The organism is Microbacterium sp. cf332 (genome assembly GCF_900102175.1).
Classification (GTDB): Bacteria; Actinomycetota; Actinomycetes; order Actinomycetales; family Microbacteriaceae; genus Microbacterium.
On sequence record NZ_FNKN01000001.1, the window covers coordinates 1,117,729 to 1,140,188 of the forward strand.

Sequence of the window (22,460 nt, forward strand, 5' to 3'; positions counted from 1 at the left end):
CCCGCGCGGACCGAACCGCTCAGGCGCCGTCGCCGTCCGCGCTCGGAGACTGCAGCTGCGCACGCCACCACGGCGTCTCGATGAACCCGCGCTTCAGGAAGAGCAGTTCCATGTTCGCCGACCAGCCGAGCACGCCATCGAGGTGGGCGAGCGAGTCCGTCACGAAGGAGTACAGCTCGTCGACAGAGGTGGTGATCACCTCGCACAGGAGGGAATTCTGGTCGAGCGTCGCGGCGAGGTAGCGGACGAACGGGTACCGCGCGAGCTCACGGGCCACCGCCTCCATCCGTGCGGGCGCGACCGTCACCGAGAGGAAGGTCTCGGCCTCCATCCCGAGGGCCGCCGACTGCACGAGCGTGACGACGTCCACGCAACGGTGCTCCTTCATCCGATCGAACCGCCGCCGGACGCTCGACTCGTTGAGTCCGATGACCTCGCCGACCCGCTGGAACGACTCGCGGCCGTCGTGGCGGAGCACGTCGAGGATCTGCCGATCCACGTCGTCGAGATGATCGGGGTCGCACGTCTCGTCGCTGTCGGTCTCGGTGGCGACCGGCTGGTCCGACAGCAGATCGGCGTACAGCTGCCGCCCCCAGTCGTAGCTCACCTTGTACACGTGCATGATCAGATCGCTGCGCCACCGTTCGACCCCGTCGATCGGCTGGAGGTCGAGCATGAGCTGCGGGTACCGGGTGGCGGTGCCGCGCACGACCACCTCGGCGATGATGTCGTAGCTGCCGGTCACGATGGTGCAGAAGCGGACGGAGGGGTTGCGGACCAGCTCCTCCGCGACCGCGACATGCGATCCGGGCGAGCAGTTGATGCGGACGAGGAACTGCGCGTGCGGGCCGTCCGCATCCAGGGCCGGCAGGGCGGCGACGCGCACGAGGCCGTCGGCGAGCAGCTGCTGACCACGCCGCGAGACCGTCGAGACGGGCGCTCCGATGCGGTCGGCGATCGCGCGCCAGCTGGCCCGTCCGTCGCGCTGCAGCGCGACGACGATGCGCTTGTCGACCTCGGTGAGGCGTTCGAGGACGAGCTGCCCCATCAGCGGCCCGACGCCGCCGCCGGACGCACCTCGTGCAGGAAGTCGCGAACCGTGCTCGTCCATTCCTCCGCCTGCTCGATCTGAGGTGAATGACCCGACTTCTCGAAGATCTCGAGCCGGGCTCCCGGGATGAGTCCCGCGATCGTCTCACTGCACGATACCGGGGTGATCCAGTCGGTCCGGCCTACGGTCACGAGCGTCGGGACACCGATGCCCGGCAGCTGAGCCTTCAGGTCGTACTCCTTCAGATTCACCGAGAAGGCGTAGTTGTGTGCTTCGTACCGGTACGGAGTCGCCTGCACCTTGCGCTCGGTCGCCTCGGGGTCGTAGGTGAAGTCGTAGAGCGGCAGGATCTCGCGCCAGCAGTCACGCAGGTCGTCGTCGTCGCGCACGCGTCCCTCGTCGATGCGGTCGAACTTCTCCATGTCGACCTCGACCCGGTCGCTCGCGAGCGCGTTCTCGCGCGCCAGCGCCGCGTGGGAGTTGTCGGCGGCGGTGTCCCGCAGCACGACGGCCTCGACCCGGTCGGGATAGCGGATCGCATACTCCATCGCCATGAACCCGCCGTAGGATCCGCCCGCCATGATGATGCGCTCGGCACCCAACCACGCACGGAGGCCGTCGATGTCTGCAGCCCACTGCTCGTGGCTCAGCGTGCCGGCCCCCTCGCTCTCGCCGCTGCCACGGGCATCGAACACGACGACGCGATACTCGTCGGCGAGCCGCCCGAAGCTCGCGCGCGGCTCGGCTCGCGAACCCAGGCCCGGCGCCCCGTGGTGGGCGATGATGACGGGCGCGTCGTCGGGGCCGAGCACCTCGACCGCCAACTCGTTGTCGTTGATGCGCACCCGCTGGGCGGTGCTGGTCGCGCGGGCGAACTCCGGTGACACGGTCTCGTCTGCCATGGGTTTCCTTCCGATCGAGCGGTGGGCGGGCGCGCGGTAGCGCCTAGAGCGGGATGACGCAGTCGTCGAGCGAGCGCGGGTACGCCGTCAGCGGCTCGGCTCCGTCGGCGGTGACGAGCATGCTGTCGCTGATGCGGTAGCCCGCGTGGCCCGGGATGTAGATGCCCGGCTCGTTCGAGACGATCATCCCCTCCTCGAGCACTGTGGGATCGCCGTCCTCGAGCCAGGGCGGCTCGTGCATGCCGAGACCGATCCCGTGCCCCTGCCGGTGCCGCAGATACCCGCCGAGACCCGCATCGCGGATGACGTCGAGGCAGACGCGGTTGCTGTCCGCGCACCGCACGCCGGCGGCGATCGCGCGCCCGCCCGCGGCCTGCGCGTCGCGCACGGCGTCGTGGTAGCGGCGCTGCTCGGGTGTCGGGTCGCCGAGGACGAAGGTCCGCTCCCCTTCGACGAAGCGCCCGCCCACGGCGGCGCCCAGAGACAGCATGAACGTGTCGCCGGGTCGCAGCCGGTACGACGACGGCAGACCGTGTGGCAGGGCCGAGTTCGCAGCGGCGTAGACGAGTCCGCCCGCGAGGAACGAGATGACGACGACGTCGGCGTGCTCGCGGTACATCCGTCCGACTCCGTCGCGCCCGACGTGCGCGGCGAGCTCCGCCTCGGAGGGCAGCTCGCCGCCGGCCGCGACCGCCTCGCGGACGAGGGCGACCCCCGTCTCGAGCATGAGATCGGTGATGCGCGCCGCCTCGCGATGCAGCGCGATCTCCTCGGGCAGCTTGACGAAGCGGGCACGGGTGACGGCATCCGTCGGAGCGAACGCGGTGTCGGGCAGGGCGGCCTGCAGCAGCGCGAGGCGATGCAGGGTCATGCGCGTCGTGATGCCGACGCTGCGCGGGGCCTCCGGTGTGGCGCGAGCGAGCGGCAGGAAGGGGTTCTCGAGACCCGGATACTCCGCGAAGTCCACAATCTCGGCTCGGGCCGACTGCTCCTCGGCGTGCTGCCTCTCGAGCGCGGGCACGAGCAGGACGGTGCGGTCGGCGTCGAGGTAGACCGCGACCGGTCGTTCGCCGGAGTGGTGGAAGAAGCCGGTGAGGTACGACACATCCTCGGGGTCGTCCGTGATGATCGCGGAGATCCCCTCGTCGTCGAGCCGGCCGCGCAGGCGGGTCTGGATGCGGTCGTAGACGGCGGGAGCGAGGCGCTGCCGGAAGGCGGTCTCAGCGTTCATGGCTTCTCGGATTCCGTGCGTCGTTGTAGGCGATGGAGAGCAGCGTGGCGGACAGGACGAGCGCGAGGATCGCGAGCGACGGGAACAGCGTGAGCCACCAGGCGCTCACCATCGCGCCCGACTGCTGCGCCTCGAACAGGATGCGTCCCCACGACCAGGTCGTCGGATCGCCGAGTCCGAGGAACGACAGCCCGGCGGCCGAGAGCACCGCGCGCGACGCGGTCACCACGACCGAGACGACGACGACCGGTGTGACCGCGGGCAGCACGTGGCGCCCGAGGATCCACGCCGAGTTCCGCGTCATGAGACGCGCGGCGTCGATGTACGGCAGCTGCACGACGGCGAGCGCCTGCGACCGCACGAGGCGGGTGACCTCGGGCCACGAGAACGCCGCCACCACGAGGATGATCGTCGACGTCGAAGGCCCGACGAGGGCGGCCACGAGGATCATCAGCGGCAGGACGGGCAGCGACAGCGTGAGGTCGACCAGGACGCTGACGACGGCGTCCACCGGACGCCAGTAAGCGCCGATGATGGCGATGAGCGTTCCGAAGGCGATCGCGATGGCCGACGCCGCGAGCGCGACGAGGACCGACTGCTGCGTGCCCCACACCACTTCGGCGAAGACGTCGCGACCGAGCGCATCCGTGCCGAACCAGTGCGTGCCGCTCGGTGCCCGCAGGACGTCGGTGCCGTAGCTCGCCGGGTAGGGCGCGAGCAGCGGTGCCGCGAACGCCACGACGACGAGGCCGAGCAGGATCGCGAGCGAGATCATGCCGAGCGGCTGACGGCGGAAGGCCCGCCACGTCTGTCTGCTGGCCCGCCTGCCGTCGGCTCCGGCGGTCTCGATGACGGGAGCGACGACCTCGGTCGCCGGAAGGGGGGCGGTCATGCTGTCTTCACTCTCGGGTCGAGGAAGCCGTAGGCGGTGTCGGTGAGCAGGTTCGCGACGACGACGGTGGCCGCGAGCAGCAGGAACGCCCCCTGGAGGACGGGGAAGTCGAGCTGCGTGACCGCCTCGTAGATCCCGCGTCCGATCCCGGGGTAGGCGAACACGGTCTCGGTCAGGACGGCTCCGCCGACGAGGAACCCGAGCTGCAGTCCGATGAGCGTGGTCGCCGGGAGCAGAGCGTTGCGCACGGCGTGCCGCCACAGGATGCTGCGCGGCGGCACCCCCTTCGCGCGGGCGAGCGTGATGTAGTCCTCGCCGAGGGCGTCGATCAGCGTCGCCCGCATCGTCAGCACGTACGACCCGAGCTGGATGAGGGTGAGCGAGACGACCGGCAGCACGAGATGCGACAGCACCGACCCGTACCACTCCACCCCGTAGACCCCGTCGTCGTAGGCGCCGCCGATGGGGAACGCCCGCAGGACGAGGCCGAAGAAGAACAGCAGGACGATGCCGACCGATGGCACGAACAGAGACTGCCCGGTCACACCGAACACCTGCACGAGCCGGTCGAGGAAGCGGTTCCGGTGGGATGCGGCCAGCACGCCGAGCGGGATGCCGACGGCGATCGTCAGGAACAGCGCCGACATCGTCAGGAGCAGCGTCCACGGCAGCCGCTGCATCAGCACGTCGACCACCGGGATCGACTGCGTGAAGCTCGTGCCGAGGTTCCCCTGCAGCATCTGCCCGAGGTACAGCACGTACTGCACGATGAGCGGCTGGTCGAGGCCGTACTGGGTGAGAAGGGCCGCCCGTGTCTCGTCGGTCATGTTCGGGCTCGCGATCGCGAGCGCCGGGTCACCGGGCAGGAGACGCAGCAGGAGGAACGTCACGGTCACGGCGAACAGGATCGTGAACAGCCCCCGGCCGAAACGGCGGAGCGCGAACAGCGCGATGGACATGAGCGGCCCTTCTCCCTGCTACTCGGCGACCTTGGAGGCGCCGGCGATCGACTCGGGGTTCACGATCGACAGCAGCTCGCTGGGCTTCGAGACGAATCCGGTCCACTCCGAGCTGTGCGCGACGTACAGGTTCTGCGTGTACATCACGTTGTCGTAGACCTGTTCGTGCACGATCCGTGCCGCCTCGCGCATGAGCTCGATCTTCTCGTCCTCGTCGAACGTCGAGCCGGCCTCGGCGATCAGGCCGTTCAGCTCGGGGTCGTCGACGTAGGTGTAGTTGATCGCCCCGCCGGGCAGGTACGACAGGCTGAAGTTCGTCACCGGGTCGTCCATGATCGCGAAGTTGCCCGCGTAGATGTCGTAGTCGCCCTCGTTCGTCCGGGCGAGGTACGTGTTCCGTTCCAGGCCCTGCAACTCGATCGCGATGCCCGCCTCCGCGGCGCCGTCCTTGACCAGCTGAGCCCACTGGCTCGTCACGGGGTCCTGCAGCGAGTACAGCAGACGGAACGACACGGGGAACATGCCGTCGGCGCCGGCGGTGTAGCCCGCCTGCTCCATCAGGTCGCGCGACATCTCCGGGTCGTACTCGTACTCGGTGATGCCGTCGTCGTAGTACTTCGACAGCACCGGCATCAGCGGGCTCGACCCGGTCGAGACGGCCTGCCCCTGGAGCACGACGGACCGGATCGCCTCGTAGTCGGCGGCGTGCGCGAGCGCCTGGCGCACCTCGACCTTGGCCAGGTCGGCCTGCTGCATGTTGTAGGTCATGTGGGCGTATCCGAGGCCGGTGACCTCGACGACCTCGATACCCGCGGTGTTGCGCAGCTGCTCGACCTGGGCGGGCGGCAGCGAGTTGGCGATGGCGTCGACCTCGCCGCTCTGCAGCGCGAGGATCTCCGTGTTGACGTCGGGATAGACGCGGTACACCACCTGCGCGGGGATCGGCGTGCCGCCCTCGACGAGCGGGTAGTCCTCGACGCGATCGAGCGTGTAGGACTGACCCACCTGCACCCCGGTGAGAACGTACGGACCCGCGCTGACCCAGCCGCCGTCCGAGCCGTCGTTCGCGAACTCCGCGACGGACCCGGCGGGCTCGAACACGTGCTGGGGAACGACGTTCCCCCAGAACCCGATCTCCTCGACGATGGACGAGTCGGGCTGCGACAGCGTGATCTCGACGCGGGTGTCCGACACCGCCTCCGCCGAGGCGAAGTTCCCCATCTGGCCGTAGTAGGTGCCGGCGGGCGCATCCTGCTTGACGGCGTTCATCGTGTAGGCGACGTCGTCCGCCGTCACCGGCTCACCGTCGCTCCACGTCATGTCGTCGCGGATCTCATAGAACCCCGTCGTGTCGTCGACGTATCCCCACTCGACGGCGAGCTGCGGCGACTTCGAACCGTCGTCGTCGATGCTCAGCAGGTGCGGGTACATGAGGTTCGTCACCCAGTAATCGCTCCGGCTGTTGCCGATCAGCGGGTTGTAGTTGACGACGTCCGTCGTCGTGGCGATCGTGAGGGTCTCGTCGCCGGCTCCCGCCGGCGTCCCCTCCGTCGCCGTGGGCGCCTGCGGAGCGCAGGAGCTCAGTGCTAGTGCGGCGGATGCCGCGATGACGCCGATGGCGGCGCGTTTGCCGTGTGATGTCACACCCATACCTCCTCGAGGACCCGCATGGTGTTGCCCCCGACGACGGCGCGGATCTCGTCGTCGGAGTAGTCGTGAGCCACGAGCCAGCCGATGATGTTGCTCATCGCCTCGGCGGGGTTCTCGACGCCGTCCACGTAGGGCACCTCCTCGAACTCGACCTGCCCGTGCGCCTGCCCGAGCGACAGCTGTGCGGCGAAGGCGTGATGCAGACCGACGTGGTCGCCGAAGAGCGTGTCGGGGCCGAAGCTGACGTGCTCGAGGCCGACGAGGTCGACGCAGTACTGGAAGTGGTCCATGACCGACTCGAGCGAGTGCTTCGGGTGGGACGGCGACAGCGTCGTGTGCGGAGCGGCCTCGATGCCGATGACACCGCCGCGGCGAGCGCACTCGATGATGGTCTCGTCGGTCTTCATGCGGTTGGTGGGCCAGACGGTGCGGGCCCCCGCGTGGGTGATGAACACCGGCTTGGTCGAGGCCTTGACGACGTCGACGCAGGTGCGGTCGCCGGAGTGCGAGATGTCGATCGCGATCCCGAGCTTGTTCATCCGCGCGACGGCACGCTCGCCGAAGTAGGTGAGGCCGCCGTCGCCGCGCTCCTTCAGGCCGCTGCCGAGGGTGTTGGCCTCGGAGTAGGCGATGCCCATCTGGCGCACGCCGAAGCCGTAGAGGACGTCGAGCCGGTCGACCTCGTTCTCGATCATCGTCGCCGCCTCGAGCGCGAAGACATGGGCGATGCGCCCCGTCTCGTGCGCGCGCCGGATGTCGGCGAGCGTCTCGCCCTTGATGACGTAGTCCTGATGCGCGAGGTCGGCCATGCGCACGCCGAGGTCGAACAGCACGTCCTGGTACTTCCACCCGGCGTCGCTCGAGATGCAGCAGGTACCGTCCATGCCGTTGTCGAACACCGCGGTCAGGCCCGAGCGCGACAGGCCCTCGTAGCCGGTGGGTTCCCGGCCCTGACGGATGTGGTCCTTGAGGTAGTCCATGTTCTCGGGGAACACCTGGACGTGCTCGTGCAGCGAGATGACGACCTCGTCGCGGAGCAGGCGCTGCGCCCGGTCGGCCTGGGAGCCCGACAGCTCGAGCCCGCCGTACGCGGGGACGCGGCCGATCTGCTTCGCGTAGTCGAAGACGCGGTAGTCCACCCCGGCCTCGAGGTAGTCGTAGGCCTGATATCCGGTGTAGCGCTCTGCTGGTTCGAGCACGGGTCCTCCTTGGTCGTAGCGGCACCCGGCGAGCACTCGTCGCTTCGGGGGTGATGCAGCGACTCTGTCGCCAATCCGGCGCAAGTGTCAAGAAAGCTGAGCGAATCCGGCAGATAGTTTTCATTCTTGAAACAAATGACGACCTCGCAGGGGTAACAATGGGTGCGTGCAGAACATCGACCCCTCCCCCGCCCCCGTCCTGCGGGTGCGCGGATTGACGATCGGCTTCCGCTCGGACGGGGCGGTGACGAGCGCGGTGGACGGCATCGACCTCGACGTGCGCCCCGGCGAGCTCGTCGCGCTGCTCGGCGAGTCCGGCTCCGGCAAGACGATCACCGCGCGAGCGATCATGGGCATCCACGACGCCGCCGCCGTCGTCACGGCCGACGAGATGCGCCTCGGCGGCACCGACCTGCTGACCCTCGACGAAGAACGGTTCCGCCGGCTCCGCGGTCCGCGCATGAGCATGGTCCTGCAGGACGCGCTGTCGGCGCTCAACCCCGTCCTCACGATCGGCGACCAGGTCGGCGAGGTGTTCCGCGTTCACCGGAGGATGAACCGTCGCGCCGCGCGGGCCCGCGCCGTCGAGCTGCTGGAGCTCGTCGGCATCCCGGCGGCAGCCGACCGTGTCGACGACTACCCGCACCAGTTCTCAGGAGGGATGCGGCAGCGCATCCTCATCGCGATGGCCATCGCACTCGAGCCCGAGCTGCTCATCGCCGACGAGCCGACGACCGCACTGGACGTGACGGTGCAGGCGCAGATCCTGCGCCTGCTGCACGACCTGCGGGAACGCCTCGGTATGGCGGTGCTGCTGATCACCCACGACATCGGCGTCGTCACCGAGGTGGCCGACCGGGTGGTCGTCATGCGCCACGGAGCGGTCGTCGAGTCCGGCGATGCCGACGAGGTCTTCTCCGCACCGCGCGAGCCCTACACCCGGGAACTGCTGGCCTCGGCTCCGCATCCCGCCCCGGCGCGCGTGCTCGACCCTGCGGCGCGCGATAAGGTCGTGCTCGAGGTCTCCGGGCTCCGACGCACCTTCCGGGTGGGGCCCACGTTCGCGCGACGCGCCGTCGCGGCGATCGGCGGCGTCGATCTCGTCCTCCGCCGCGGGGAGACCCTCGGCATCGTCGGCGAATCGGGCAGCGGCAAGTCCACGCTCGCGCGGATGATCGTCGGCCTGGAGAGCAGCGACGCGGGAACGGTGATGTACCGCGGCGCCGACATCACCCGACGCACCCGCGGGCGGCGCCCGCCCGCCCAGCCGGGCATCCAGATGGTCTTCCAGGACCCGTACGCCTCACTCGACCCGCGCATGCGGGTGCGGGATGTGGTGGCCGAGCCGCTCGCGGTCGCGCGCACCGGGTCGGCGTCGGAGCGGCGCGACCGTGTGGCGGAGCTGCTCGAACTCGTCGGCATGAAGCCCGACATGATGTACCGGTTCCCGCACCAGTTCTCCGGCGGGCAACGGCAGCGCATCGGCATCGCGCGATCGCTCATGCGCGACCCCGACATCCTCGTGTGCGACGAACCGGTGTCGGCGCTCGACGTCACGATCCAGGCGCAGGTCGTCGATCTCCTCGTCGAGCTGCAGGAACGCCTCGGGGTCGGCATCCTGTTCATCTCGCACGATCTGTCCGTCGTCCGCAACCTGGCCCACCGCGTGCTCGTGATGTATCGCGGCGAGTGCGTGGAGACGGGCGAGGTCGGACAGATCTTCGACCGACCGCAGCACGACTACACGCGCAGCCTGCTCGCGTCCATCCCTCCCCTGACCCGCGCCGAGCGCGGTCGCCTCGTCGGGGCTGCGGCTCGATGACCGTCATCCACCACCAGCCGACGGGCCCCGGCGCTACGCTCGGAGGGTGACCGAACGCGCACCGCTGTCCCGCAAGCTCTCCGCCATCGCCGAGTCGGCGACCCTCAAGGTCGACGCCAAGGCCAAGGCCCTGCAGGCCGCCGGCCGGCCCGTCATCTCGTACGCCGCCGGCGAGCCCGATTTCGCGACGCCGCAGTTCATCGTCGAGGCGGCGCAGCACGCCCTGGCCGATCCCGCCAACTACCGCTACACACCGGCTGCGGGCCTGCCGGTGCTGCGCGAGGCGATCGCCGCGAAGACGCTGCGCGACTCCGGCCTCGAGGTGCAGCCCTCGCAGGTGATCGTGACCAACGGCGGCAAGCAGTCCGTGTACCAGGCGTTCCAGACCGTCGTGAACCCCGGGGACGAGGTGCTGCTGCCCGCACCGTACTGGACGACGTACCCCGAGGCGATCGCCCTCGCCGACGGCATCCCGGTCGAGGTCTTCGCCGGTGCCGACCAGGAGTACAAGGTGACGGTCGAGCAGCTCGAGGCCGCGCGCACCGAGCGCACCACGGTCCTCGTCTTCGTGTCGCCCTCCAACCCGACCGGGTCGGTCTACACGCCCGAAGAGACCGCGGCCATCGGCCAGTGGGCGCTCGAGCACGGTATCTGGGTCGTCAGCGACGAGATCTACCAGAACCTCGTCTACGAAGGTGCCCGCGCGGTGTCGATCGTCGAGGCCGTGCCGGAGCTCGCCGGGCAGACCATCCTCGTCAACGGGGTCGCCAAGACCTACGCGATGACCGGATGGCGCGTCGGCTGGATGGTGGGTCCGTCCGACGCCATGAAGCTCGCAGCCAACCTGCAGTCGCACCTCAGCTCGAACGTCAACAACGTCGCGCAGCGCGCCGCCCTCGCCGCGCTGACCGGGCCGCAGGACGAGGCCGAGCAGATGCGCCTCGCCTTCGACCGTCGGCGGCGCCTCATCGTCGACGAGCTGGCGAAGATCCCCGGCGTCGAGGTTCCGAACCCGCTCGGCGCCTTCTACGTCTACCCCGATGTGACCGGCCTGCTCGGCCGCACGTGGGGCGGCGTCGAGGCGCACACGACCCTCGAGCTCGCCGACCTCATCCTCGAGCAGACCGAGGTCGCGGTCGTCCCCGGCGAGGCGTTCGGCCCCTCGGGGTACCTCCGCCTCTCGTACGCCCTCGGCGACGAGCAGTTGCTCGAGGGCATTCAGCGCCTGCAGCGCCTCTTCTCCTGACCCCGGCCCGGCCGGGCGTCGACTCGCCACGAAACGCGGGTCGGAGCGCCCGCGCACCCGCAGTTGCTGGCGAGTCGACTACCGGGCGGCGGGCTCGCGGAGCCTGCACAGGACGGGGGGGCCGGCGGCTTGTCCACGGGGTGGGGGCGGGGTCTCGGAGCGGCACCGCGACGGCGGATGCTGTGGGGCATGCGACGAACCGACCTTCCCTCATCGCTCCCGGCCGCGTTCCTCGTCGGATCGGCACGCGAACTCGGCGTCACCGCCGGACGACTGCGCGCACTCGACCTGACGCGGCCGCTCCACGGTGCCCGATCGCGCGAGCCGCTCGGTGAGCTCGACACGCTCCGGCTCATCCTCGAACGCGTGCCCGACCACGCGTTCTTCTGCGGCCCCACGGCTGCAGCCATCCACGGGATGCCGCTCCCCCGCAGCCTGCGAGACGCGGCGTCGGCGCGCCCGCACCTCGCCGTGGCCCTGCCGGCGAACCGCATCCGACGCCCCGAGATCGTCGGGCGTGCGCTCGGCCTGCACGACGACGACGTCGCCGAGGTCGACGGCATCCGCCTGACGACGCCGGAGCGCACCTGGGTCGACCTCGGCGGGGCGGTCGCCGTGGGCGCGCTCGTCGCCGCCGGCGATGCTCTGCTCGACCGGCGCGGGCCGCGCACCACGCGCGAGGCGCTCGCGGAGGCGCACGCCCGGGCCGGTCGCAGCCGCGGCGCCGTCCGCCGCGCCGAGGCCCTGACGCTGCTCGACGACGGCGCCGAGTCGCCGAGAGAGTCCGAACTGCGCGTGCTCCTCGTGCGGGCGGGACTCCCTCGCCCCGAGACGAACGTCGTCATCCGCGACGGCCGGCGGTTCGTCGCCCGCGTCGATCTCCTGTACCGCGACGCACGGCTGGTCATGGAGTACGACGGCGATTACCACCGCGATCCCGGCCAGTGGAGCCGAGACCAGTCACGCCGGGCCGAGCTCGAGTCCCTCGGCTACCGGGTCACGGTCGTCACCGCGCGCGACTTCGACGATCCCGGCGCCCTCATCCGTCGCATCCGGCGCCTGCTGTCACGTTTCTGACCGCCGCTCCCCCGTCGACTCGCCAGGTTCTGCGGATGCCGGCGGCCCCGCATCCGCACTTCCTGGCGAGTCGATGGAGGGGCCGGGGCCGGGCCGGGCAGGGCAGGCGGCCGGGTCAGAGCTCCACGCCGATGAGCACCGGCTCGGGCTGGAGGATGAGGCCGAACTCCGACTGCACGCGCTGCTGCACGAAACGCGCGAGGGCCCCCAGCTCGTCGGCGGTCGCCCCACCGCGGTTCGTCAGCGCCAGCGCGTGCTTGGTCGACAGCCCCGCGCGTGAGCCCGGCAACGCGAACCCCTTGCCGATGCCGGCGTGCTCGATGAGCCAGGCCGCGCTGACCTTGACGTCGGGCTCGGCGGTGCCGGCGGTCGGTGAGATCCCGTAGTACTCGTTCAGCGGGATGACCCGATCCGCCACGGGGTCGGGCGCGACCGGCCACCGCGGACAGGCGTCGGGCAGCGTCCGGGCGAAGGCAGCGGGGACGATCGCGTTCTGGAAGAACGACCCGGCGCTCCAGGTGTCGGGATCGGCGTCGTCGAGCACCATGCCCTTGCTGGCCCGCACCGACAGCACCGTCTCGCGCACCCAGCGAAGGGTGACGGTCGCCTCGGGATCGAGACCCAGGGCTCCGCGCAGCTGTGGCCCGGGCACGGCGAACTCGCCGTGCCCGACGTCCGCGAGCTCGAGCGTGATCGACAGGATGACGGCCGAGCGCTCGGCGACCGAGCCGTGGTGATGCTTGAGCACCGAGGTGCGGAATCCGAGACCGAGATCGGACGCCGGGACGACGCTCACGTCGCCGGTGGCCTCGTCGAGCAGCTCGACCTCGACGAGGGTCTGCACGACCTCCTGGCCGTACGCGCCGATGTTCTGCACGGGGGCGGCGCCGGCGGTTCCGGGGATGCCTGACATCGCGGCGATGCCGCTGAGCCCGGCCGAGACCGCGTACTCGACGAGATCGTCCCACGAATGCCCCGCCTGCACCCTCAGCCGCCGGTGGCCGGGATGCGGCGAGGGGAGCTCGTCGATGCCGGCGGTGCGCACGACGACGACCGTGCCGTCGAACTGTTCGTCCCCCATGAGCAGGTTCGACCCGCCGCCCACGACGAGCCAGGGCTCGCCTGCAGCCCACAGCTCGCGCAGCGTGCTCACCAGCTCGTCGACGGTGCGCGCCTCGACCATCCGGTCGGGCGCGCCTCCCGCACGCAGCGTCGTCAGTTCGGCGAGCGGCCGCGGCTCGATCTCGGGCACGATCACGCGGCGGTGCGCACGCGCACCTGGGCCTTGCCGAGCACGACCGTGTCGCCGTGGCTCACCGTGAGATCGATGCGCGCGGCATCGTCGTCGACGGCGCCCACCTTGGCGACCACGGTCAGCGTCGCGCCCGACTCGGCGTCGACCACGACGGGGCGGGTGAAGCGGACGCCGTACTCGACGATGCGACCGCTGTCGCCGAGCCAGTCGACGATCGTCTCGACGGCGAGCCCCATCGTGAGCATGCCGTGCGCCAGGACGCCCGGCAGGCCCACGCGCGTCGCGACGTCGTCGCGGTAGTGGATGGGGTTGAAGTCACCCGAGGCACCGGCGTAGCGCACGAGAGACTCGCGCGAGAGCTCGACGGTGCGCTCGGCGACGATGGTTCCGACTTCGAGTGCGCTCATGCGTCTTCCCCTCCGACAAGCAGCACCGACACGGCGGTGACGACGTGCTCACCCTCGACGTCGCGGATCTCGGCCTCGCTGGTCACCATCGCGCCCTTGCCGAAGGCACGGATGCCGGTGACGCTGAGCTGCGCCACGAGCTCGTCGCCCGCGACGATCGGGCGTGTGTACCGGAAGCGCTGTTCCGCGTGCACCGTGCGCTCGAGGGCGATGCCCGAGTCGGGCTCGCCGAGCAGTTGCTGCAGCGTCAGGTCCTGGATCACCATCGCGAAGGTTGGCGGGGCGACGACATCGGCGTAGCCGAGAGCGCGCGCCGCATCGACGTCGGTGTGCTGCGGATCGGTCGCGAAGACGGCACGGGCGAACTCGCGCACCTTCTCACGACCCACGAGGTACGGGGAGGTCGGCGCGAAGACGCGCTCGACCAGATCGGGGTTCACGGACACCGTCCGATTCTACCGGTGGCCCTCCGTCACGAGTGCGGCGCGCTTCTCTGCTCGCTTCGCCCGGTGCGCCCGCACGGCGCGCACCGCCATCTGCGACGCGATGAACGTCAGGAACGCAGCGAAGAGGATGTTCGAGGTGAGCGGGTTGAGCAGCGTCGCGATCCAGGCGCCCACGGCGGTCGTCGTGCAGGCGGCCAGCCCGACGACGAGCGCGGCGAGCAGGTCGACATTGCGGCGCCGGGTGTTGCCGATGGTGCCCGAGATGGCGGTCGGAATCATCATGAGCAGCGACGTGCCCTTGGCGACCAGGTCGCTCGTGCCGAAGAGGAACATGAGCGCGGGCACGACGATGACTCCTCCGCCGACGCCGAGGAGACCTGCCATGACGCCCGTGAAGAGCCCGAGCCCGGCGAGCCCGATTCCGACGGGCCAGGTGAGCTCGAGGACGGCGTCACGCGAGGGCACCACGATGAAGAGCATGACGATCACCGCCACGAGGAAGGCGATGAAGCCCCAGCGCAGGGCGTTCTGCGAGATCTTCGCGAGCAGCCAGCTGCCGATCTGCGCCCCGATGACAGCGCCGGCCGCCAGGATGATGGCGGGGATCCAGGCGACGGATCCCGTCAGGGCGTAGGAGACGACGCCGACGGATGCCGTGGGAACGATCGCGGCGAGGGATGTCCCGGCGGCGAGGCGCTGGTCGAAGCCGAGCAGCAGCACGAGGAGCGGCACGATCACGGTGCCGCCGCCGACGCCGAAGAGTCCGGAGAGAAGGCCCGCGCCGAGGCCGACCCCGGCGCACGCCAGGTAGAACCGCGCGGTGCGAGGCGCTCGCTGTTCGGCCATCACTGCTCCACGTAATCGTCGATGAGCCAGCCCGCTCCCCCGGGGACCAGGGTGTACAGCGCCGAGAAGCTGCCCGGCACGGGGTTCTCGAGCGGGACGCCCTCGGCGTCGGCCGTCTGGGTGAACGATTCGACCGTCTCGACGTAGATGACGTCTCCGTCGCGGGTCGTCGAGACGAAGCTCACCTCGTAGTCGTCGACCGAGACGTTGAACTCCGCGGCCGCCTGCGTGAATTCGACGCAGTCGGCGAAGCCTCCGCTGGCGAGGAAGTCGGGCGTGACGATCGCCTGATAGGCAGCGCAGTCCATGTCGTCCCAGGCGTCGTCGTAAGCGTCGACGACGTCTTCCGCCGCCCGCAGGTCGGTGCTCTGCGCCGATCCTGCGTCGGGCCGTCCGGCGGAGGGGTCGAGGATCCCGACGATGAAGCGCGGGATGAAGACGGCCGCGAGGATGATGAGCCCCACCACGGCGACGCCGAGCACGACGAAGAGGATCCACAGGCGCGAGCGTCCACCCGCGGTCGCGTTCTCGGTCGCCGGGCCATCGGGGGGCGTCTGCCCGGGCTGCGCGGCCGGTGCGGGAGTCGTCGTCGGAGGCGCTCCCGGGTGCACCGGCGCGAAGCCGTCGGGCGCGGCGGGGATCGGCGGCAGCGTGTCGGTCGGCGACGCGGTGTCGGATGCCGCGAGGAGCTGATGACTCTCGACCACGGACGCCTCGGTGGTCGCGGGGGGCTCGGCGGTCGCCGAAGGCTCGGCGGTCGCGGGAGCCTCGGCCTCGGCCTCGGCCTCGGCGGGAGCATCCGCTGGGGCGAGCGCGTGCGTGTGCTCCGTCCATCGGGTGCCGTCCCACCACCGCAACGCGCCGTGACCGTCGTCGTACCAGCCCGGGGGCGTCGAACCGCTCAACTCTGCCTACTCTCGCGTCGGGCGCAGATCCGCCTCGCTCAGACTACCGACCGGCTGATCCGAAGCGGCCTGCTCGAACTGCGAGCGGTAGAGCCGCCAGTACGCCCCCTGGGCCGCGATGAGCTCGTCGTGCGTGCCCTTCTCGACGATGTCGCCGTGCTCCATGACCAGGATGAGGTCCGCGTCACGGATCGTCGACAGCCGGTGCGCGATGACGAACGAGGTCCGCCCCTCGCGCAGGGCCGACATGGCCTGCTGCAACAGGAGCTCGGTGCGGGTGTCGACCGAGCTCGTCGCCTCGTCGAGGATCAGCACCGCCGGCTGCGCGACGAAGGCGCGGGCGATGGTGATCAGCTGCTTCTCGCCCGCCGAGACGTTCGCGGCGTCCTCGTCGAGGACCGTGTCGTAGCCCTCGGGCAGAGAGTGCACGAAGCGGTCGACGCGCGTGGCGACGGCGGCTTCGACGATCTCGTCGTCGGTCGCGCTCGCTCGCCCGTAACGGATGTTGTCGCGGATCGTCCCCGCGAACAGCCAGGGATCCTGCAGCACCATTCCGGTGCGCGACCGTACGTCGTCCCGCGAGAGCTCGGAGATGTCTTGCCCGTCGAGCAGGATGCGTCCGCCGTCGAGCTCGTAGAAGCGCATGAGGAGGTTGACGAGCGTCGTCTTGCCCGCCCCGGTCGGGCCGACGATGGCCACCGTCTGCCCGGGCTCGACACGGAATGTGAGGTCGCCGATGAGCGGCTTGTCGGGCGTGTACGCGAAGCGGACGTGCTCGAACTCGATGACACCGCGTCCGCCGGAGACCGGCTCGACCCGGTCGGCGTCGGGTTCCTGCTCGTCCTCGTCGAGCAGTTCGAAGACGCGCTCGGCGGAGGCGGTGCCGGACTGCACGACCGCGGCCATGCCGCCCAGCTCGGAGAGCGGCTGCGTGAACTGCTGCGAGTACTGGATGAACGCCTGCACGTCTCCCAGGCGCAGCTGCCCGGACGCGACCATCAGGCCGCCGAGGACGGCGATGCCGACGTAGGTCAGGTTCCCGATGAACATCATCCCGGGCATGATCAGCCCCGACAGGAACTGCGCCTTGAAGGCCGCTTCGAACAGCTCGTCGTTCTCGGCCTCGAACTTCTCACGGGCATCGCGCTCGCGTCCGTAGACCCGGACGAGCGCGTGGCCGGAGAACGACTCCTCGACCCGGGCGTTCAGCCGCCCGACCTTGCGCCACTGCACACCGAACGCCTTCTGCGAGCGCGGACCGATGACTCCGAAGATGACTGCCATGAGCGGCAGCGAGACGAGGGCGACGAGGGCGAGCTGCCACGAGATCGAGAACATCATGAACAGCACGCCCACGACCGTGAGCACGCTGGTCAGCGCGGTCGAGAGCGACTGCTGCATCGTCTGGGTGATGTTGTCGATGTCGTTGGTGACGCGCGAGATGAGCTCACCGCGCTGGACGCGATCGAAGTACGACAGCGGGAGTCGGTTGATCTTCGCCTCGACGGATTCGCGCAGACGCCACATGGTTCGCACCATGATGATGTTGATGACGAAGCCCTGCAGCCACGTCAGCACCGCGGAGCCGACGTAGATGGCGAGCACGGTGACGAGCACCCACTTCAGCCTGTCGAAGTCGACGCCCGCCCCGACCTGGAAGTTCTGCATCGCCCCGACGATGTTCGCGATGTCGGTCTGCCCCGCCGCGTTGAGGGCGGCGACGACGTCCGCCTGGCTCGTCCCCGCGGGGAACTGCGAACCCAGATTCGCCGAGACGACGCCCTCGAAGATCAGGTTGGTCGCATCACCGAGAACGCGCGGGGCGAGCACCGCGAGGAGCACGCCGATGGCACCGAGCACCGTCATCAGCGCGAACACCGCGGCGTAGGGACGCAGCAGCCCGATCATGCGCAGGAAGCTCGGTCCGAACTTCGCCGCCTTGCCGGGCGCGACGCTGTCCCAGTCGCCGGAGTTCTGCCGGGCCTGCTCGGCGAGTTCGAGCTCGCGCCGTTCGTCTTCGGTGAGGTTCTCCGCGGCGCTCATGCGTCGACTCCCAGCTGCGACTCGACGATCTCGCGATAGGTCTCGTTGCCGGCGAGCAGCTCGTCGTGACTGCCGAGTCCGGCCACGCGTCCGTCGTCGAGGACGAGGATGCGGTCGGCTCCGGTCACCGTCGAGATCCGCTGCGCGACGACGATCTTGGTGACGTCGGGCAGCTCGCGCCACAGGGCGTCGCGCAGGCGTGCGTCGGTCGTGAGGTCGAGCGCGGAGAACGAGTCGTCGAAGACGAGGATGTCGGGCCGCCGCACGATCGCCCGCGCGATCGCCAATCGCTGCCGCTGCCCGCCGGAGACGTTCGTCCCGCCCTGGGCGATGCGGGCCTCGAGCCCACCCTCCATCTCTTCGACGAAATCGCGCCCCTGTGCGATCTCGAGCGCGCGCCAGAGCTCCTCGTCGGTCGCCTCCTCCCGACCGAACCGCAGGTTCGAGGCGACGGTGCCGGTGAACAAGAACGAGCGCTGCGGCACATAGCCGATGCCGCCCCAGAGCAGGTCGAGGTCGGCCTCGCGCACGTCGACGCCGGCGACGCGCACCGAGCCGCCCGTGACGTCGAAGAGCCGCGGGATGAGCGAGACGAGGGTCGTCTTCCCGGAGCCGGTCGAACCGACGACCGCGACGGTCTCGCCGGGCGCCGCCCGGAAGGAGATCCCCTCGAGCACGGGCGCGTCGGCTCCCGGGTAGGTGAACGATACGTCGTCGAACGTGATCGCCCCCGGCTCGGGGAACTCCGTCACCGGTGACGCGGGCCGTTCCAGCGCGTCGTGCGACGAGAGCACCTCGCCGATGCGGTCGGCCGAGACGGCGGCGCGCGGGATCATGATCGTCATGAAGGTCGCCATGAGCACGCCCATCAGGATCTGACCGACGTACTGCATGAAGGCGAAGAGGGTTCCGATCTGCACGTTGCCCTGATCGACCTGGATACCGCCGAACCAGATCACGCCGACGACCGTCACGTTCAGCACGAGCATGGCCAGCGGGAACATGAGCACGAAGAGGGACCCGACCTTGCGGCCGACGACCATGATGTCGGTGTTGGCGCCGCGGAAGCGCTCCTCCTCGATGCGCTCACGGACGAACGCGCGCACGACGCGGACGCCGGTGAGCTGCTCGCGCATGATGCGGTTGACGTTGTCGAGGCGGGTCTGGAACTGACGGAAGAGCGGGACCATCCGGCTGATGATCAGGCCCGCGACGACGAGCAGCAGCGGCACGGCGACGCCGATGAGCCAGCTCAGCCCGACATCCTGCTGCAGTGCCATGATGATGCCGCCGATCGCCAGCATCGGCGCCGTGACGAGCATGGTCGCGCCCATCATCGCGAGCATCTGCACCTGCTGGACGTCGTTGGTGTTGCGCGTGATGAGCGTGCCCGGGCCGAAGCGCGAGACCTCGCGCTCGGAGAACCCGCTCACCTTCTCGAAGACGTCGCGGCGGATGTCTCGGCCGGCGGCCATCGCGGCGCGGGCGGCGCACAGCGTCGCGATCACCGATGCGATGATCTGTCCGAGCGCGATGAGCAGCATGATCGCCCCGCGCGACCAGATGTAGGCCGTGTCGCCGCGGGCGACGCCGTTGTCGATGATGTCCGCGTTCAGGCGGGGCAGGTAGAGCGAGGCCATCGCCGAGCCGAACTGGAAGACCAGGACGCCCAGGAGCAGCCATCGGTAGGTGCGCAGGTAGCGGACCAGGAGCTTGCCGAGCATGCGTCTCCTTGGGCGAAGCGGATCTGACGGTTCATGCTAGCGCCGGGCTCCGACAGCCGCCGGGCGGGCCGTTGCGCCGCGCGCGAACGACCACTCGTCTTCACAGCCCGCGCCGATGCGACCTGGGTACCGTCTGATGCATGACCACCGGCAGTTCTGTGCCCCCGCTCTCGATCACCGACGGTCTGCAGAACTTCTCGCCGCAGGAGCTGCGGAGCCTGCGCGACGAGTTCCAGCAGTTCCTCCTCGAATACCGATTCGGGATGCAGGAGATCGAGACGAAGCTGCAGATCCTGCGCGACGAGTTCCAGCAGCTGCACGACTACAACCCCATCGAGCACCTGTCGAGCCGGCTGAAGTCGCCCGACAGCATCGTCGAGAAGGTCGTCCGGAAGGGCGTCGAGCCCGAGTTCCCGGCCATCCGGGAGCACATCACCGACATCGCCGGCGTCCGTGTCACCTGCAGCTTCACCCAGGACGCCTACCGCCTGTTCGACCTGCTGACCGCCCAGGACGACATCGAGGTACGGATCGTCAAGGACTACATCGCCGAGCCCAAGCCCAACGGCTACAAGAGCCTGCACGCGATCGTGGAGGTCCCGGTCTTCCTCTCGACGGGTCGGATCACGGTTCCGGTCGAGGTGCAGTTCCGCACGATCGCGATGGACTTCTGGGCGAGCCTGGAGCACAAGATCTACTACAAGTTCGCGGCGAACGTGCCCGCCGAGCTGCTCGCGGAACTCAAGGACGCGGCCGACACGGCGTCCGAGCTCGACGCGAAGATGGAGCGCCTCCACCGCGAGGTGCGGCACCGTCCCCGCGTCGTGCGCATCTGAGCGTGCGACGCGGGGAGGTCGTGGTCAGTCCTCCGAGACGGTGATCTCGACCGGGATGTTGCCGCGCGTGGCGTTCGAGTACGGGCACACCTGGTGCGCGGCGTCCGCGAGCTCCTGGGCGATGTCGCGCTCGACGCCCGGGAGGACGACCTCGAGCACGACCGACAGCGAGAATCCGCCGGCGTCGGTCGGGTGGATCTGAACCTGCCCGCCGACGGCGGAATCGGTCACGTCGATCTTCTTCGAGCGGGCCACCATCTGCAGCGCGGAGTGGAAGCATGCCGCATAGCCGGCGGCGAAGAGCTGCTCGGGGTTCGAGCCGTTGCCCGAGCCGCCCATCTCCTTCGGGATGGCCATCTCGAGATCGACGCGCCCGTCCGTGGTGCGGACATGGCCGTTGCGGCCGGCTCCGGTCGAGAGTGCTTCGGCGGTGTAGAGAGCGCTCATGCGTGCTCCTCCTTCTTTTCGGGGGTGGTCTGGGTCTCGCGGGCGCCCGGCGACGCGGGCGCCGACCGGATGTCGGCGGCGGTGCCGCGCATGCCGTCCGCGAGTTCGGTGAGAGCGGCGATGAGCTGGCGCGCCCCGTCGAGGGTCACGCCCATCCCCTCCGCTATGCACGTCGGGACGTGGGCCAGATCGGCGCGGAGCGTTCGACCGCGCTCCGTGAGCGACACGGTGACGACGCGCTCGTCGACGCCGTCGCGGCTGCGCTCGACCAGGCCGTCACGGGTCATCCGGCGGAGCAGCGGCGACAGGGTGCCCGAGTCGAGGTCGAGCGCCTCGCCGAGGTCGCGGACGCTCCGCTCGTCGCGGCTCCAGAGCAGCACGAGCACGAGGTATTGCGGGTACGTCAGTCCGTGCGGCTCGAGCAGCGCGGCGTAGGCCTTCGTCGTCGCGCGCGAGGCCGCGTACAGCGAGAAGCACACCATGTGCTGCGTCGGTTCCATATCCTGATCGTACACAACTCGGTTGTGCACAATCAATATCCGCGAGACGAGCGCCGGCAGCCGAAGCCACCGGCGCTCCTGTCACGCGGTCGTCACGGTGTGGGCATGCCGCCGTTGACGTTGAGCGTCTCGCCCGCGACGTAGCTCGATTCCGCGGACGCGAGGTACACGTAGGCGGGCGCCAGCTCGGCGGGCTGGCCCATACGGCCGAGCGGGGTCTCCTCGCCGAAGCTGTCGATCTTCTCCTGCGGCTGGCCGTCGCTGGGCTGCAGCGGCGTCCAGATGGGGCCCGGGGCCACCGCGTTCACGCGGATGCCCTTCGGCGCCAGCTGCTGAGCGAGCGCCTTGGTGAAGGCGTTGATGGTCGCCTTGGTCGAGGCGTAGTCGACCAGCGTCTCCGACGGCGAGTAGGCCTGGATCGAGGTCGTGTTGATGATCGTCGCACCGGCAGGGAGGTGCGCGAGCGCGGCCTTCGTGATCCAGAACATCGCGTAGACGTTCGTCTTGAAGGTGTCGTCGAACTGCTCGTCGGTGATGTCGGCCAACTCGTACTGGAAGATCTGCTTGCCGCCGTTGTTGACGAGGATGTCGATGCCGCCCAGCGCCGACACGGCGTCGGTCACGAGCGAACGGCAGTACTCCGGGTCGCGCAGGTCGCCCGGCAGAGTCGCCACCGTCACGCCCGCATCCTTCAGGATGCCGGCGATGCGCTGCGCATCCTGCTCCTCCTCGGGCAGATACGAGATCGCGACGTCGGCGCCCTCGCGTGCGAACGCGATCGCCGTCGCCGCGCCGATGCCGGAGTCGCCGCCGGTGATGAGGGCCTTGCGGCCGGTCAGTCGACCGCTGCCGCGGTAGCTCTCCTCGCCGAGGTCCGCCTTCGGCGTGAGATCGGCGTCGAGACCCGGCTCATCCATCTGCTGCTTCTCGGGCTCGATGTCCGAGTAGAGCTCGGCGGGGTTGACGAAGGTGTACTGGTCGCGGGACATGGTGTCTCCTTGTATCGGTATTCCTTGTGGGTG

General features: G+C 69.7%; 21 protein-coding genes. 4 read left to right on the forward strand and 17 right to left on the reverse strand.

Translation table 11 applies throughout. The annotated features are described in order from the left end of the window. Nucleotides 1–19: 19 nt before the first annotated feature. Genes BLT21_RS05320 through BLT21_RS05350 form a run of 7 tightly spaced genes read right to left on the reverse strand, consistent with a single transcriptional unit; the run spans nt 20 to nt 7,884 of the window. A complete protein-coding gene (locus BLT21_RS05320) occupies nt 20–1,048 on the reverse strand; it encodes an Lrp/AsnC family transcriptional regulator (RefSeq protein WP_091500141.1) in 1,029 nt (342 codons plus the stop codon). After that, entirely contained in the window at nt 1,048–1,953 is a 906-nt protein-coding gene (locus tag BLT21_RS05325) for an alpha/beta fold hydrolase (RefSeq protein ID WP_091500144.1), read from the reverse strand. Before BLT21_RS05325 ends, BLT21_RS05320 begins: the two co-directional genes overlap by 1 nt. Nucleotides 1,954–1,996: 43 nt before the next feature. Next, nucleotides 1,997–3,184, reverse strand: coding sequence for a M24 family metallopeptidase (locus BLT21_RS05330; protein ID WP_091500146.1), 1,188 nt, complete (start codon nt 3,182–3,184; stop codon nt 1,997–1,999). Beyond that, nucleotides 3,174–4,076 carry an ABC transporter permease gene (locus BLT21_RS05335; protein ID WP_091500149.1) on the reverse strand — a complete coding sequence of 301 codons (903 nt, stop codon included), beginning with the start codon at nt 4,074–4,076 and terminating at the stop codon, nt 3,174–3,176. The genes BLT21_RS05330 and BLT21_RS05335 overlap by 11 nt, the downstream gene beginning before the upstream one ends. Further along, entirely contained in the window at nt 4,073–5,035 is a 963-nt protein-coding gene (locus tag BLT21_RS05340; RefSeq protein ID WP_091500152.1) for an ABC transporter permease, read from the reverse strand. Before BLT21_RS05340 ends, BLT21_RS05335 begins: the two co-directional genes overlap by 4 nt. Before the next feature lie 18 nt (nt 5,036–5,053). Then, nucleotides 5,054–6,685, reverse strand: coding sequence for an ABC transporter substrate-binding protein (locus BLT21_RS05345; protein WP_091500155.1), 1,632 nt, complete (start codon nt 6,683–6,685; stop codon nt 5,054–5,056). Further along, nucleotides 6,676–7,884, reverse strand: coding sequence for a dipeptidase (locus tag BLT21_RS05350; protein WP_091500158.1), 1,209 nt, complete (start codon nt 7,882–7,884; stop codon nt 6,676–6,678). The genes BLT21_RS05345 and BLT21_RS05350 overlap by 10 nt, the downstream gene beginning before the upstream one ends. Nucleotides 7,885–8,050: 166 nt before the next feature. Between BLT21_RS05350 and BLT21_RS05355 the strand changes: the two genes are divergently transcribed. The 3 genes from BLT21_RS05355 (at nt 8,051) to BLT21_RS05365 (ending at nt 12,029) form a co-directional block, all read left to right on the forward strand. After that, nucleotides 8,051–9,706, forward strand: coding sequence for an ABC transporter ATP-binding protein (locus BLT21_RS05355; protein WP_091500161.1), 1,656 nt, complete (start codon nt 8,051–8,053; stop codon nt 9,704–9,706). A 46-nt stretch (nt 9,707–9,752) separates the two neighbouring features. Then, complete coding sequence (locus tag BLT21_RS05360; protein WP_091500163.1) at nt 9,753–10,952, forward strand: pyridoxal phosphate-dependent aminotransferase; 1,200 nt, start codon at nt 9,753–9,755, stop codon at nt 10,950–10,952. Between the two features lie 189 nt (nt 10,953–11,141). Continuing rightward, the gene (locus BLT21_RS05365) at nt 11,142–12,029 is read left to right on the forward strand and encodes a DUF559 domain-containing protein (RefSeq protein ID WP_143024943.1); all 888 of its coding nucleotides are present in this window, start codon (nt 11,142–11,144) and stop codon (nt 12,027–12,029) included. Nucleotides 12,030–12,144: 115 nt separating this feature from the next. On the opposite strand, the gene BLT21_RS05370 is transcribed toward BLT21_RS05365, so the two are convergent. Genes BLT21_RS05370 through BLT21_RS05400 form a run of 7 tightly spaced genes read right to left on the reverse strand, consistent with a single transcriptional unit; the run spans nt 12,145 to nt 19,655 of the window. Beyond that, nucleotides 12,145–13,281 carry a UDP-N-acetylmuramate dehydrogenase gene (locus BLT21_RS05370; RefSeq protein ID WP_091500704.1) on the reverse strand — a complete coding sequence of 379 codons (1,137 nt, stop codon included), beginning with the start codon at nt 13,279–13,281 and terminating at the stop codon, nt 12,145–12,147. A gap of 2 nt (nt 13,282–13,283) precedes the next feature. Further along, entirely contained in the window at nt 13,284–13,691 is a 408-nt protein-coding gene (locus BLT21_RS05375) for a MaoC/PaaZ C-terminal domain-containing protein (protein WP_091500170.1), read from the reverse strand. Further along, a complete protein-coding gene (locus BLT21_RS05380; protein ID WP_091500172.1) occupies nt 13,688–14,137 on the reverse strand; it encodes an FAS1-like dehydratase domain-containing protein in 450 nt (149 codons plus the stop codon). Before BLT21_RS05380 ends, BLT21_RS05375 begins: the two co-directional genes overlap by 4 nt. Nucleotides 14,138–14,146: 9 nt before the next feature. Beyond that, the gene (locus BLT21_RS05385; protein WP_091500175.1) at nt 14,147–14,983 is read right to left on the reverse strand and encodes a sulfite exporter TauE/SafE family protein; all 837 of its coding nucleotides are present in this window, start codon (nt 14,981–14,983) and stop codon (nt 14,147–14,149) included. Next, on the reverse strand, nt 14,983–15,888 hold the full coding sequence (locus BLT21_RS05390; RefSeq protein WP_091500178.1) for a DUF2510 domain-containing protein: 906 nt from the start codon (nt 15,886–15,888) through the stop codon (nt 14,983–14,985). The genes BLT21_RS05385 and BLT21_RS05390 overlap by 1 nt, the downstream gene beginning before the upstream one ends. A gap of 6 nt (nt 15,889–15,894) precedes the next feature. Then, nucleotides 15,895–17,931: an ABC transporter ATP-binding protein gene (locus tag BLT21_RS05395; protein ID WP_091500181.1), complete on the reverse strand. Its 2,037-nt coding sequence runs from the start codon at nt 17,929–17,931 to the stop codon at nt 15,895–15,897. Then, nucleotides 17,928–19,655, reverse strand: coding sequence for an ABC transporter ATP-binding protein (locus BLT21_RS05400; RefSeq protein ID WP_091500184.1), 1,728 nt, complete (start codon nt 19,653–19,655; stop codon nt 17,928–17,930). The genes BLT21_RS05395 and BLT21_RS05400 overlap by 4 nt, the downstream gene beginning before the upstream one ends. 140 nt (nt 19,656–19,795) lie before the next feature. Here BLT21_RS05400 and BLT21_RS05405 point away from each other — a divergent pair, with 140 nt between their 5' ends. After that, nucleotides 19,796–20,491 (forward strand): GTP pyrophosphokinase, encoded by a 696-nt coding sequence (locus tag BLT21_RS05405; protein WP_091500187.1) that lies wholly within the window; start codon nt 19,796–19,798, stop codon nt 20,489–20,491. A 24-nt stretch (nt 20,492–20,515) separates the two neighbouring features. Here BLT21_RS05405 and BLT21_RS05410 read toward each other — a convergent pair whose 3' ends face one another. From BLT21_RS05410 to BLT21_RS05420, 3 genes are all read right to left on the reverse strand, one after another. Beyond that, nucleotides 20,516–20,938, reverse strand: a complete 423-nt coding sequence (locus tag BLT21_RS05410) for an organic hydroperoxide resistance protein (protein ID WP_091500190.1) — start codon at nt 20,936–20,938, stop codon at nt 20,516–20,518. Beyond that, on the reverse strand, nt 20,935–21,438 hold the full coding sequence (locus tag BLT21_RS05415; protein ID WP_256335921.1) for a MarR family winged helix-turn-helix transcriptional regulator: 504 nt from the start codon (nt 21,436–21,438) through the stop codon (nt 20,935–20,937). Before BLT21_RS05415 ends, BLT21_RS05410 begins: the two co-directional genes overlap by 4 nt. Before the next feature lie 92 nt (nt 21,439–21,530). Further along, the gene (locus BLT21_RS05420) at nt 21,531–22,427 is read right to left on the reverse strand and encodes an SDR family oxidoreductase (protein ID WP_091500192.1); all 897 of its coding nucleotides are present in this window, start codon (nt 22,425–22,427) and stop codon (nt 21,531–21,533) included. Nucleotides 22,428–22,460 lie beyond the last annotated feature (33 nt).